The following is a 12053-nucleotide window of genomic DNA, read 5'->3' on the forward strand; positions in this document are numbered from 1 at the left end:
CGGCGCCCCGACACCGGCCCGAATCCCCAAAACCGCAGCTCAGGACACTGAAATGCCCACCCGCCGGCGCGGCTGGAACGTCGCCGCGCCGCCGGACGCGGCCGGCGCCGGCGGCGCCCGGCGACCCCCTTTTTCGGGCCGCACGCCGGGCTCATGCTGGGAGTTTGTCCCCTTAACCAGGGGGTCGGGTTAGATTTCGTCAGGAGGCCTGAGTACGGTCGTCTCCGCTGGCTGAAGTACCCGGCAGAGACAAAAAAAGAGATCGATTGTCAGTGATTGATCAGATACGGAGGAATCGTGGCCCTTCCCCAGTTGACCGACGAGCAGCGCGCGGCCGCGTTGGAGAAGGCGGCTGCCGCACGTCGAGCGCGAGCAGAGCTCAAGGACCGGCTGAAGCGCGGCGGCACCAACCTCACCCAGGTGCTCAAGGACGCCGAGACCGACGAAGTCCTGGGCAAGATGAAGGTTTCCGCGCTGCTTGAGGCGTTGCCCAAGGTGGGCAAGGTCAAAGCGCAGGAAATCATGACCGAGCTGGAGATCGCCCCCACCCGCCGCCTGCGCGGCCTCGGCGATCGTCAGCGCAAGGCCCTGCTGGAAAAGTTCGGCTCCTAACCCGGCCTCGGCCAACCCGCCCTGTGGGCGCACCGGCCCAGGAGCGCCTGTGAGCGCCGGCGGGGGACCGGACGTCGAGCACGGGACGCGTCCCGCACCACCAGGTAAGGGGCGCGTGGTCGTGCTGTCCGGTCCCTCCGCGGTCGGCAAGTCGACGGTGGTCCGGTGCCTGCGCGAGCGGATTCCGGACCTGCATTTTTCCGTCTCGGCCACGACGCGATCGCCGCGGCCGGGCGAGGTCGACGGTGTCGACTACCACTTCGTCAGCCCCGCCCGCTTCCAAGAGCTCATCGACGACGGCGCGCTGCTGGAATGGGCCGAGATCCACGGTGGACTGCACCGCTCGGGCACGCTGGCCGAGCCGGTCCGGACCGCCGCGGCGGCCGGCACCCCGGTCCTCATCGAGGTCGACCTCGCCGGCGCCAGGGCGGTCAAGAAGGCGATGCCCGAGGCCATCACGGTGTTCCTGGCGCCGCCCAGTTGGCAGGACCTGGAGGCCAGACTCGTCGGCCGCGGCACCGAAACACCGGAGGCGATGCGGCGTCGCCTCGAGACCGCCCGCGTCGAGATGGCGGCCCAGGACGACTTCGACGAGGTCGTGGTCAACAGTCAATTGGAGTCCGCGTGCGCGGAATTGGTATCCTTGCTGGTGAATACTGCGCCGGCTCCGCATGACCCGCCGGGCCAGACCAGATCCGATCGAGATTGAGCTTCGAATCGCCGGCGGTGCCAGCCGCTCTGATCCGCCAAGGAGATTGACCTAAGTGACTATTCCGCAGTCCGACGCGGCATTGGCCGCCGTCCCCGACCGCTTCGACCCGTCGGCCGGGGGCCAGCGCGTCTACGACACACCGCTGGGCATCACCAACCCGCCCATCGATGAACTGCTGGACCGCGTGTCGAGCAAGTACGCCCTGGTGATCTACGCGGCCAAGCGGGCCCGTCAGATCAACGACTACTACAACCAGCTCGGCGAGGGCATCCTCGAATACGTCGGGCCGCTGGTCGAGCCGGGCCTTCAGGAGAAGCCGCTGTCGATCGCGCTGCGCGAAATTCACGCCGACCTGCTCGAGCACACCGAGGGCGAGTAAACAGGCAGCGCCGGTGGACCGTAAACGGATCGTCGTCGGCGTCTCCGGTGGCATCGCCGCCTACAAGGCGTGCACGGTCGTGCGCCAGCTCTCCGAGGCCGGTCATCTGGTCCGGGTCATTCCCACGGAATCCGCGCTGCGGTTCGTCGGGGCCGCCACCTTCGAGGCGCTGTCCGGCCAGCCGGTGCACACCGGGGTCTTCGAGAACGTCCCGGACGTGCCGCACGTCCAGCTCGGCCAGAAGGCCGACCTGGTGCTGGTGGCGCCGGCCACCGCGGACCTGCTGGCCCGCGCGGTGCACGGCCGCGCCGACGACCTGCTGACCGCGACCCTGCTCACGGCACGGTGTCCCGTGCTGTTCGCGCCGGCGATGCACACCGAGATGTGGTTGCACCCGGCCACCGTCGACAACGTGGCGACGCTGCGGCGCCGCGGGGCGGTGGTGCTCGAACCGGCGTCCGGCCGGCTCACCGGCAGCGACAGCGGGTCGGGCCGGCTGCCCGAGGCCGAGGAGATCACCACCCTGGCCGAGCTGCTGCTGGAGCGCCACGACGCCCTTCCCTACGACCTCGCCGGTTGCAAGGTCCTGGTGACCGCCGGCGGCACCCGCGAACCGATCGACCCGGTGCGCTTCATCGGCAACCGCAGCTCGGGCAAGCAGGGCTACGCGGTGGCCCGCGTCGCCGCCCAGCGCGGTGCCGAGGTCACGCTGATCGCCGGGCACACCGCCGGACTGATCGACCCCGCCGGCGTCGAGGTGGTCCACGTCAGCTCCGCCGAGCAGCTTGGCGACGCGGTGGCCAAGCACGCCCCCGCGGTCGACGTGCTGGTGATGGCGGCGGCCGTCGCCGACTTCCGGCCCGCGCAGGTTTCCGCCGCCAAGATCAAAAAGGGCGACGCAGGCCCGCCGACGATCGAGCTGGTGCGCAACGACGACGTGCTGGCCGGCGCGGTGCGGGCGCGCGCCCACGGCGAGCTGCCCAACATGCGGGCCATCGTCGGGTTCGCCGCGGAAACCGGTGACGCCAACGGCGATGTGCTCTTTCACGCGCGAGCCAAGCTGCGCCGCAAGGGCTGTGACCTGTTGGTGGTCAACGCGGTCGGTGACGGCAGGGCGTTCGAGGTGGACAGCAACGACGGGTGGCTGCTTGCGTCCGACGGCACCGAGTCCGCGCTGCAGCACGGTTCCAAGACGCTGATGGCCAGTCGTATCGTGGATGCGATCGCCGCATTCCTGCACGGCGGCGGGTAGTACGGTTTCGGTTTTCCTGCGGCGCCAGGCCGGGTGCTGGCCGGCCCGCCGCCTGCCGATATAATTCGGTTAACTAATTAGTTGGAAGGGTTGAGATTGTGAGCGAAAATGGTCGCCTGTTTACCAGTGAGTCGGTGACTGAGGGACATCCCGACAAGATCTGTGACGCGATCAGCGACTCGGTCCTCGACGCCCTGCTGGCGCAGGATCCCCGCTCACGTGTCGCGGTCGAGACGCTGGTCACGACCGGCCAGGTGCACGTCGTCGGCGAGGTGACGACGACGGCCAAGGAGGCGTTCGCCGACATCACCAACACCGTCCGCGCGCGCATCCTCGACATCGGCTACGACTCGTCGGACAAGGGCTTCGACGGCGCGTCGTGCGGGGTGAACATCGGCATCGGCGCCCAGTCGCCCGACATCGCCCAGGGTGTCGACACCGCCCACGAGACCCGGGTCGAGGGCGCGGCCGACCCGCTGGACTCCCAGGGCGCCGGCGACCAGGGCCTGATGTTCGGCTACGCGATCAGCGACACCCCCGAGCTGATGCCGCTGCCCATCGCGCTGGCCCACCGGCTGTCGCGGCGGCTGACCGAGGTGCGCAAGAACGGCGTGCTGCCGTATCTGCGTCCCGACGGCAAGACGCAGGTCACCATCGAATACGAAGACAACGTGCCGGTCCGGCTGGACACCGTGGTGATCTCGACCCAGCACGCGGCCCACATCGACCTGGAGAACACCCTGACCCCCGACATCCGGGAAAAGGTGCTCAACACCGTGCTCGACGACCTGGCGCACAACACGCTGGACACCTCCTCGACGCGACTGCTGATCAACCCGACCGGCAAGTTCGTCGTCGGCGGCCCGATGGGCGACGCGGGCCTGACCGGCCGCAAGATCATCGTCGACACCTACGGCGGCTGGGCCCGCCACGGCGGCGGCGCCTTCTCCGGCAAGGATCCGTCCAAGGTCGACCGGTCGGCCGCGTACGCGATGCGCTGGGTGGCCAAGAACATCGTCGCCGCCGGGCTGGCGGAGCGGGTCGAGGTGCAGGTGGCCTACGCGATCGGCAAGGCCGCCCCCGTCGGCCTGTTCGTGGAGACGTTCGGCACCGCCACGGTCGACCCGGTCAAGATCGAGAAGATCGTCCCCGAGGTGTTCGACCTGCGGCCCGGCGCGATCATCCGCGACCTGGACCTGCTGCGTCCGATCTACGCGCAGACCGCCGCGTACGGCCATTTCGGCCGCACCGACATCGAGCTGCCCTGGGAGCAGCTCAACAAGGTCGACGAGCTCAAGCGCGCCGTCTAGCGCGCACCGGCGTCAGCCGGTGAATCGGTAGTCGTCGAGGTCGAACCGCCGGCTGCGCCAGTAGGCCTCCACCGTGGTAGTGGGGCGCAGGGGCACGTCGCCGTTCTTGTCGAAGTAGTAGCTATTGGCGAGCCGGCAACTGTCCTGCCAGAAGATCTGCCGGTGCCGCCGGCGCATCATCTCGGCGAAGTAGCGGTCGTTGGCCTCCTCGGTGACCTCCACGCGCGTCGCCCCGTCGCGCTGGGCGCGTTTCAGGCACCGCACGATGTGGTGGGTCTGCGTCTCGATGAGCGCGAAATACGACGAGCCGACGTAGCCGTACGGGCCGAATACGTTGAACAGGTTGGGAAAACCGGGAACGCTGACGCCCTCGTAGGCCTGCAGCCGGTGCTCGTCCCAGAACCGGCTCAAGGATTTGCCGCCGCTTCCGGCGACCGCGAACGTCGGGACGTCGTCGGGGTCCATCACCTTGAAGCCGGTTGCCAGAATCAGCACGTCTATCTCATGGCTTTCGCCGTCGGTGGTGGCCACCGAAGTGGGCGTGATCTTGTCGATCGGCTCGGTGACCAGCCGCACGTTGTCGCGGTTGAACGTGGCCAGGTACTCGTTGTGAAAACCGGGCCGTTTGCAGCCGACCGCGTAGCGCGGGGTGAGCTGGTCGCGCACCGCCGGGTCGTGCACCTGCTTGCGCAGATAGGCCAGCCCGGCCGACTCCATCCGTTTGGCCAGCGGCACGACCGTGAAGTAGTGCGCGGAGATCGGGAAGGTGACTTCGACGAAGGCCTGGCTGAGTAGCCGCTGCACGACCTTGCCGCCGGGAACCCGCATGGCCCACCGGGCCGGCGCGGGCAACGCGACGTCGAGCTTGGGGAAGCACCAGATCGGCGTCCGCTGAAAGACGGTGAGTTGCTTGACGATCGGGGCGATTTCGGGGATGACTTGGACGGCCGAGGCGCCGGTGCCGATGATCGCGACGCGCTTGCCGGTCAGGTCCTGGTCGTGGTCCCAGCGCGCGGTGTGCATCGTGACGCCGCCGAAGGTGTCCACGCCGTCGATGTCGGGCAGGTTCGGGACGGTGAGGACACCGCAGGCGCTGATCAGAAACCGGGCGGTGACCGTGCCCCCGGGATCGGTCTGCACCCGCCACATGCCATGCTCGTCGTCGAACTCGGCCGACTGCACCTTGGTGTTCAACCGGATCCGCGATCGCAGGCCGTACTTGTCGACGCAGTGTTCGGCGTACGCCTTGAGCTCGCGCCCCCGCGCGTACGTCCGCGACCAGTCCGGGCTCTGCTCGAAGGAGAACTGGTAGGAGAACGACGGGATGTCCACGGCGATACCGGGATAGGTGTTCCAGTGCCATGTCCCGCCCACCCCGTCGCCCGCCTCGACGACGAGATAGTCGGGCAGTCCGGCGTCGTCGAGCTTGATGGCGGCGCCGATCCCGGAGAAGCCGGCGCCCACGATCAGCGTCTGATAGTCGGGAGTGCTGCTCATCGGTGCCCGCCTACGGGTGCAGCGCCTTCTTCAGCGCGGCCAGCCCGCGGTCGGTGGCATCGCCGGCCGCGGGGATGACCAACGCGAAGCTGGCGTAGCCGTGCACCAGGTTGGGCTCGTTGCTCAGCTCCGTGGGCACGCCGGCGGCATCCAGCAGTTCGGCGTAGCGGGCCCCGTCGTCGCGCAGCGGGTCGTGCTCGGCGGTCGCGATGTAGGCGGGCGGCAACCCGGCCAGGTCCGCCGCGTTCGCCGGGGCCAGCGTGACGGGCAGCGCCGCGGGGTCGCTAATGTCGATGTCGGGCAGGTACCAGGACAGGAAGGCGTCGATCACCTCGCGGTCCAGGATGGGCGCGTTGGCGTTCTCGGTGTGAGACGGCAGCGACAGATCGGCGGTGACAACCGGGTACCACAACAGCTGGAAGCTGAGGGCCGGCCCGTCGTTCTCGGTGGCCAGGTGCGCCATCACGGCGGCCAGGTTGCCGCCGGCCGAGTCGCCCGCGACGGCGATGCGGCCGGGGTCGCCGCCAAGCTCGTCGGCGTGCGCGGCGACCCACTGCAACGCCGCCCAGGCGTCCTCGACCGCGGCCGGGAACGGATGCTCGGGGGCCAGTCGGTAGTCGACGGACACCACGATGGCCTCGGCGCCGACGGCGTGGGCGCGGGCGAGGGGGTCGTGGGTGTCCACACCGCCGAGGCAGAATCCGCCGCCGTGGTAGAAGACGACGACGGGCAGCGCCTCCTCAGGCTCCAGGGGCGGCCAGTAGATGCGCACCGGAACGTCGGCAATCTCCCCGTGACCGATCGTGCGGTCCTCGAGCCGCAGGTCCGGCAGCATTTCGGGCGGCACCTGGAGCAGCCGTAGCCGCTTGCGTGCGACCTCCACGCCGTCGGCCGCGCTGAAGGTCATCGGAAAGGCGTCGAGCAGCGCCTTGAACGTCGGATCGATGCCCGGTCGGGCGAATGAGGGCTCCGTCATGAATTCACCGTACGCCCCGGATTCACCCGCGCAGACCGCTTCTCAGGGCCGCCAGGCCGCGTTCCATCGCGGCCGTGGCCGCGGGCACCACGCCGCCGTAACCGAGGTAGCCGTGCACCAGCGTCTCGGCGTTGTGCACCTCGACGGCCACGCCGGCGGCGGCCAGCCGCTCGCCGTAGCGGATGCCGTCGTCGCGCAGGGGGTCATAGCCCGCGACGGCGATGTAGGCGGGCGGCAGGTTGGACACGTCCGGGGCCCGCCCCGGCGCCATGCCCGGGGGCGGGGCGGACAAGTCGACTTCGCCCGCGTACCAACGGGAGAACTCGGCGACGGCCTTGACATCGAGGATCGGCGCCCCGGCGTTTTCGGTGAAGGACGGCAGCGAGGCGTCCCACATCGTCGAGGGATACCACAGCAGCTGGAACGCGATGGGCGGTGTGCCGCCGTCCCGGGCCCGCTGTGCCGTCACGGCGCTGATGGTTCCACCCGCCGAATCCCCGGCCACCGCCAGCCGATTCGGATCACCGCCCAGCTCGGGAGCATGCTCCGCGGCCCAAAGCGTTGCGGCCCAAGCGTCTTCGACGGCGGCGGGGTAGGGGTGCTCGGGCGCGAGCCGATAGTCGACGGACACCACGATCGCGTCGGCGCCGACCGCGTGCTGGCGAGCCGTGCCGTCGTAGCTGTCGAGGTCGCCCACGACGAACCCGCCGCCGTGAAAATACAGCACGACGGGCGAGGTGGTCTGCTCGGAATAGCTTGGCGGCCAATAGATCCGGACGCCGATCGAGCCCGCCGGGCCGGGGATGGCCCGCTCCTCGACCCGCAGCTCGGGATGCAGTGGCCGGCGGGGCAGCTCACGGAATCGCTGCCGCGCCGCGTCAACACCGTCGTCGGTGGATAGCCGGAAGGGAACCGCATCCAGTACCTTCTGCAGGATGGGGTCGATCGCGGGTTTTTCGTCGGCTGTGTTATCCAAGCTTGGCATGGACGTACCGTACGCACCTCGCCTGGTGGCCGGCGGCTGGGTGGTGGCCGGCTGGGCGGCCCTCGGCTATGGCGTTTATCTGACGGTGCTGGCGCTTGGCTCGCCGCCGGGGACCGAGTTGACCGGGCACTGGGTGCTGCAGCCGCTGTTCAAGGCGTCGATGGCGTTGTTGCTGACGGCCGCGGCCGTGGGCCACGCCATCGTGCGCGAGCGGCGGTGGCTGATGCCGGCGCTGCTGCTGTCGGCCGTGGGCGACTGGGCGCTGGCGATCCCGTGGTGGACGCAGTCCTTCGTCGTGGGCCTGGCAGCATTCCTGTTGGCGCACTTGTGTTTCCTGGGCGCACTGCTGCCCTTGGCGGCCAGGCGCCCGTCGAAGCCGCGCATCGCCGCGGTGGTCGCCATGTGCGTGGCCACCGCGGGGCTGCTGGCCTGGTTCTGGCCGCACCTGAACAAGCTGGCCATTCCGGTGACGGCCTACATCGTGGTGCTGACCGCGATGGTGTGTGCGGCCCTGGTGGCGCGGCTGCCGACCATCTGGACGGCGGTGGGCGCGGTGTGTTTCGCGGCGTCCGATTCCCTGATCGCCATCGGCCGCTTCATCCTGGGCAACGAGGCGCTGGCCGTGCCGATCTGGTGGTCCTACGCCGCGGCGCTCATCCTGATGACGGCGGGGTTCTTCTTCGGTCGTGAGACACCGGCCGACGCCGGCGCCGCAGGTCCGGACGAGACCTGACCGTTCGGGGTCGGACGGCAAGGCATTGAGCAGCAGCATATTTCGCGGCCCGAGGACGCCGTGACGAGCAGCGCTCACACGGCCGTTCAGGTCGAACCCATCGCCAGGGTGCTGCCCATGCTCTCGGTGCCGCACCTGGACCGCGAGTTCGACTACCTGGTGTCGGCCGAGCAGTCCGACGACGCTCAGCCGGGGGTGCGGGTGCGGGTGCGGTTTCACGGCCGACTGGTCGACGCGTTCGTGCTGGAGCGTCGCAACGACACCGACCACCCCGGCAAGCTCGGCTGGCTGGACCGGGTCGTGTCGCCCGAGCCGGTGCTGACCCCCGAGATCCGCCGGTTGGTCGACGCGGTGGCGGCGCGCTACGCCGGCACCCGGCCGGACGTGCTGCGCCTGGCGGTGCCGGCCCGGCATGCGCGGGTGGAGCGGGAACCGGCGACGGCGCACCGGATGCCGGTGCCCGCACCCGTCGACCCGGCGGCCTGGGCGTCCTACGGCAGGGGCGCCCAGTTCCTCGACGCCCTCGCCGAGTCGCGGGCCGCGCGGGCCGTGTGGCAGGCGCTGCCGGGGGAGTCGTGGGCGGATCGATTCGCCGAGGCGGCCGCGCAGACCATGCGCGCCGGGCGGGCGGTGCTGGCGGTCGTGCCCGACCAGCGCGACCTGGACACGCTGTGGCGGGCGGCGATCGCGCGCATCGACGAGAGCGGCGTGGTGGCGCTCTCGGCCGGGCTGGGGCCGGCCGCCCGTTACCGGCGGTGGCTGGCGGCGCTGCGCGGTCAGGCGCGGCTGGTGATCGGCACTCGCAGTGCGGTTTTCGTGCCGCTGAGCGACCTGGGCCTGGTCATGGTGTGGGCCGACGCCGACGACAGCCTGTCGGAGCCGCGGGCGCCGTACCCGCACGCGCGCGAGGTGGCGATGCTGCGCGCGCACCAGGCGCGGTGCGCGGCGCTGATCGGCGGCTACGCCCGCACCGCCGAAGCGCAGGCGTTGGTGCGCAGCGGATGGGCGCACGACGTCGTCGCCGCCCGGGCGGTGGTGCGCGCCCGGACGCCGCGGGTGGTCGCGCTCGACGACACGGGCTACGCCGACGAACGCGACCCCGCCGCGCGCACCGCGCGAATCCCGTCCATCGCGCTGCGCGCGGCCCGCTCGTCGCTGCAGGCGGGTGCGCCGGTGCTGGTGCAGGTGCCGCGGCGCGGGTACGTCCCGTCGCTGGCCTGCGCGCGCTGCCGCGCCATCGCGAGGTGCCGGCACTGCACCGGGCCCCTGTCGTTGGCCGAGTCGCCGCGGGAGGGCGGCCCCGCGCTGGTCTGCCGGTGGTGCGGGCGAATCGACCCGAACCGGCGCTGCGCGCGCTGCGGGTCGGACGCGGTGCGCGCCGTGGTCGTCGGGGCGCGGCGCACCGCCGAGGAACTCGGGCGCGCTTTTCCCGGTACCGCCGTGATCACCTCGTCCGGGGACGGCGTCGTGCCGGAGGTCGCCGCCGCACCGGCGCTGGTGGTGGCCACTCCGGGGGCGGAGCCCGCCGCGTCCGGCGGCTACGGGGCAGCGCTGTTGCTGGACACCTGGGCGCTGTTGGGCCGGCAGGACCTGCGCGCCGCCGAGGACGCGCTGTGGCGCTGGATGAGCGCCGCGGCGTTGGTGCGCGCCCGCGGCGACGGCGGGGTGGTGCTGGCGGTGGCCGAGTCATCCATTCCGACAGTCCAATCGCTGATCCGCTGGGATCCGGTGGGTCACGCCGACGCCGATCTGGCGGCCCGGGCCGAACTGGGCCTGCCCCCGAGCGTGCACATGGCGGCGCTGGACGGCGCGGCCGAGGCGGTGGCGGCGCTGCTCGAGGAGGCCGGGTTGCCCGAGGGGGCCGACGTGCTGGGGCCGGTGGATTTGCCGGCGGGCGTGCGTCGGCCGCCGGGAACGCCGGCCGGTGTGCCGGTGACCAGAATGCTGGTGCGGGCCCACCGCGAGCAGGGTCTGGCGCTGGCCGCGGCGCTGCGGCGCGGCGTGAGCGTGCTGTCCGCCCGCCAATCCAAGGAGCCGGTCCGCGTGCAGATCGATCCACTGCACATCGGGTGACCTCGCCAAGTTCCTGCTCGAGGGGATAGTATGCGTCGGAAATAGTTCCTGACTACTTCAGTGGAATGTTGTTACACCCCCTGTTCTTTAGCCGCCGATAGGCCGGGAATGATCCGGAGAAGGGCCGACATGGCAGCGGACAACGCGACGACGGCGGACGAGTCGCTGGATGTGATCACCGATGCTTTGCTGACGGCTTCCCGCTTGCTGGTTGCCATCTCGGCGCGCTCCATCGGTCAAGTGGACGAGACCATCACCATTCCGCAGTTCCGGACGCTGGTGATCCTGTCGAACCGGGGCCCGGTCAACCTGGCCACGCTGGCAGGCCTGCTCGGCGTGCAGCCATCGGCCACCGGCCGGATGGTCGACCGGCTGGTCGCGGCCGGGCTGATCGACCGGCTGCCGCACCCGACCTCCCGGCGCGAGCTGTTGGCCGCGCTGACCAAGCGGGGGCGGGAGGTCGTTCGCCAGGTCACCTCCTACCGGCGCGCCGAAATCGCGACGATCGTGGAGAAGATGCCGCCGCCCGAGCGCCACGGGCTGGTGCGGGCACTGACCGCGTTCACCGCCGCCGGCGGCGAGCCGGACGTGCACATCGACGCCGACATCGATCTCTAGCCGGTCAGCGCTTCTCGGCGGTCACCAGCAGGTACTCCCAGTTCATCGTCCCGTTGGTGAGGTATTGCTGCGCGAGTTCGACGAGCTGGGCGTCCAGCTCGGCGGCCAGCACGCGGTTGTGGCCGATGTTCGCGTACGCCTCGATCGTCGGGCCGTAGTGGTTCTTGAAGTAGGTGTGCACCGCTTCGGCGCTGTCGAACCGGTTCACTTCGAGCATTCCCCGCACCGCGGTCACCCGGCCGATCCGCTCGCCGAGCAGCCCGCTGACATAGCCCTCCCGTCCCCACAGCGCGGCCGGCGGCACCGCCTGCGACAGGCTGGGCCGGTAGGGCCGGATCGTGGTGAGCATCCGGCCGAAAAACCCGTTCGGGGTCCAGCTGATCACGCCGATCGTTCCGCCCGGCCGGCAGACCCGGACCAGTTCGTCGGCGGCCCGCTGCTGGTCCGGCGCGAACTGCACGCCGATCGCGGAGAGGACGACGTCGAACTCGCCGTCGCCGAACGGCAGCGCGTGCGCATTGGCTTCCCGGTAGTCGATCGTCAGGCCTTGTGCCGCCGCCCGGGCCCGCGATCGCTGCAGCAGCTCGGGGGTCAGGTCGCTGGACACGACCGTGGCGCCCGTCGCGGCGGCGGGAAGCGAGATGTTGCCCGAGCCGGCCGCGACGTCGAGCACCCGCACTCCCGGACCGAGGCCGGTGGCCTTGACCAGGACCGGGCCCAGCGGGGCCATCACTTCCTCTGCCATCAGGGCGTAGTCGCCGAGCGCCCACACCGCGCGGTGGTTGGTGGCGTCGCTGATCGTGGTGTCGAGGGTCATCGGACCTCCTTGAAGGGGTGAGGAAAGGGCTGCCCACTCGACCTCGTTGTCACCAGCACGGCAGGGAGGTCACCGCATCAGACAATGAC

12 protein-coding genes are annotated in these 12053 nt (G+C 70.6%); 8 read left to right on the plus strand and 4 right to left on the minus strand.

The annotated features are described in order from the left end of the window. Nucleotides 1–297 precede the first annotated feature (297 nt). From mihF to metK, 5 genes are all read left to right on the plus strand, one after another. Complete coding sequence (mihF, locus tag G6N51_RS00815) at nucleotides 298–612, plus strand: integration host factor, actinobacterial type (RefSeq protein ID WP_007171927.1); 315 nt, start codon at nucleotides 298–300, stop codon at nucleotides 610–612. 49 nt (nucleotides 613–661) lie between these two features. After that, complete coding sequence (gene gmk / locus G6N51_RS00820) at nucleotides 662–1321, plus strand: guanylate kinase (RefSeq protein ID WP_142275137.1); 660 nt, start codon at nucleotides 662–664, stop codon at nucleotides 1319–1321. Nucleotides 1322–1376: 55 nt separating this feature from the next. Then, nucleotides 1377–1703 carry a DNA-directed RNA polymerase subunit omega gene (gene rpoZ, locus G6N51_RS00825; RefSeq protein WP_083173981.1) on the plus strand — a complete coding sequence of 109 codons (327 nt, stop codon included), beginning with the start codon at nucleotides 1377–1379 and terminating at the stop codon, nucleotides 1701–1703. Nucleotides 1704–1716: 13 nt separating this feature from the next. Beyond that, the gene (coaBC, locus tag G6N51_RS00830) at nucleotides 1717–2955 is read left to right on the plus strand and encodes a bifunctional phosphopantothenoylcysteine decarboxylase/phosphopantothenate--cysteine ligase CoaBC (RefSeq protein ID WP_083173982.1); all 1239 of its coding nucleotides are present in this window, start codon (nucleotides 1717–1719) and stop codon (nucleotides 2953–2955) included. Nucleotides 2956–3053: 98 nt separating this feature from the next. Next, nucleotides 3054–4265: a methionine adenosyltransferase gene (metK, locus tag G6N51_RS00835; RefSeq protein ID WP_083173983.1), complete on the plus strand. Its 1212-nt coding sequence runs from the start codon at nucleotides 3054–3056 to the stop codon at nucleotides 4263–4265. 12 nt (nucleotides 4266–4277) lie between these two features. On the opposite strand, the gene G6N51_RS00840 is transcribed toward metK, so the two are convergent. Genes G6N51_RS00840 through G6N51_RS00850 form a run of 3 tightly spaced genes read right to left on the minus strand, consistent with a single transcriptional unit; the run spans nucleotide 4278 to nucleotide 7723 of the window. Then, nucleotides 4278–5762: a flavin-containing monooxygenase gene (locus G6N51_RS00840; RefSeq protein ID WP_083173984.1), complete on the minus strand. Its 1485-nt coding sequence runs from the start codon at nucleotides 5760–5762 to the stop codon at nucleotides 4278–4280. Between the two features lie 10 nt (nucleotides 5763–5772). After that, complete coding sequence (locus G6N51_RS00845) at nucleotides 5773–6738, minus strand: alpha/beta hydrolase (RefSeq protein WP_083173985.1); 966 nt, start codon at nucleotides 6736–6738, stop codon at nucleotides 5773–5775. A 22-nt stretch (nucleotides 6739–6760) separates the two neighbouring features. Then, the gene (locus tag G6N51_RS00850) at nucleotides 6761–7723 is read right to left on the minus strand and encodes an alpha/beta hydrolase (protein WP_083173986.1); all 963 of its coding nucleotides are present in this window, start codon (nucleotides 7721–7723) and stop codon (nucleotides 6761–6763) included. On the opposite strand from G6N51_RS00850, the gene G6N51_RS00855 reads away from it, so the two are divergent. The 3 genes from G6N51_RS00855 to G6N51_RS00865 all read left to right on the plus strand — a co-directional run bounded on the left by G6N51_RS00855 (nucleotide 7722) and on the right by G6N51_RS00865 (nucleotide 11147). Next, nucleotides 7722–8456, plus strand: coding sequence for a lysoplasmalogenase (locus G6N51_RS00855; protein WP_083173987.1), 735 nt, complete (start codon nucleotides 7722–7724; stop codon nucleotides 8454–8456). The two genes, G6N51_RS00850 and G6N51_RS00855, sit on opposite strands and share 2 nt — an antisense overlap. A gap of 117 nt (nucleotides 8457–8573) precedes the next feature. Beyond that, nucleotides 8574–10529 (plus strand): primosomal protein N', encoded by a 1956-nt coding sequence (locus tag G6N51_RS00860; protein WP_083174014.1) that lies wholly within the window; start codon nucleotides 8574–8576, stop codon nucleotides 10527–10529. Between the two features lie 129 nt (nucleotides 10530–10658). Then, nucleotides 10659–11147 (plus strand): MarR family winged helix-turn-helix transcriptional regulator, encoded by a 489-nt coding sequence (locus G6N51_RS00865; protein ID WP_083173988.1) that lies wholly within the window; start codon nucleotides 10659–10661, stop codon nucleotides 11145–11147. 4 nt (nucleotides 11148–11151) lie between these two features. On the opposite strand, the gene G6N51_RS00870 is transcribed toward G6N51_RS00865, so the two are convergent. Beyond that, nucleotides 11152–11964 (minus strand): class I SAM-dependent methyltransferase, encoded by an 813-nt coding sequence (locus tag G6N51_RS00870; protein WP_083173989.1) that lies wholly within the window; start codon nucleotides 11962–11964, stop codon nucleotides 11152–11154. Nucleotides 11965–12053 lie beyond the last annotated feature (89 nt).

Source organism: Mycobacterium paraseoulense (assembly GCF_010731655.1).
GTDB classification, from domain to species: Bacteria; Actinomycetota; Actinomycetes; order Mycobacteriales; family Mycobacteriaceae; genus Mycobacterium; species Mycobacterium paraseoulense.

What these genes read in the sequence shown, in the direction of transcription:
- G6N51_RS00840 (WP_083173984.1), bottom strand. Translation starts at nt 5,762, where the DNA reads ATGAGCAGCACTCCCGACTATCAGACGCTGATCGTGGGCGCCGGCTTC.
- G6N51_RS00870 (WP_083173989.1), bottom strand. Translation starts at nt 11,964, where the DNA reads ATGACCCTCGACACCACGATCAGCGACGCCACCAACCACCGCGCGGTG.
- G6N51_RS00845 (WP_083173985.1), bottom strand. Translation starts at nt 6,738, where the DNA reads ATGACGGAGCCCTCATTCGCCCGACCGGGCATCGATCCGACGTTCAAG.
- G6N51_RS00860 (WP_083174014.1), top strand. Translation starts at nt 8,574, where the DNA reads ATGCTCTCGGTGCCGCACCTGGACCGCGAGTTCGACTACCTGGTGTCG.
- G6N51_RS00855 (WP_083173987.1), top strand. Translation starts at nt 7,722, where the DNA reads ATGGACGTACCGTACGCACCTCGCCTGGTGGCCGGCGGCTGGGTGGTG.
- G6N51_RS00850 (WP_083173986.1), bottom strand. Translation starts at nt 7,723, where the DNA reads ATGCCAAGCTTGGATAACACAGCCGACGAAAAACCCGCGATCGACCCC.
- G6N51_RS00865 (WP_083173988.1), top strand. Translation starts at nt 10,659, where the DNA reads ATGGCAGCGGACAACGCGACGACGGCGGACGAGTCGCTGGATGTGATC.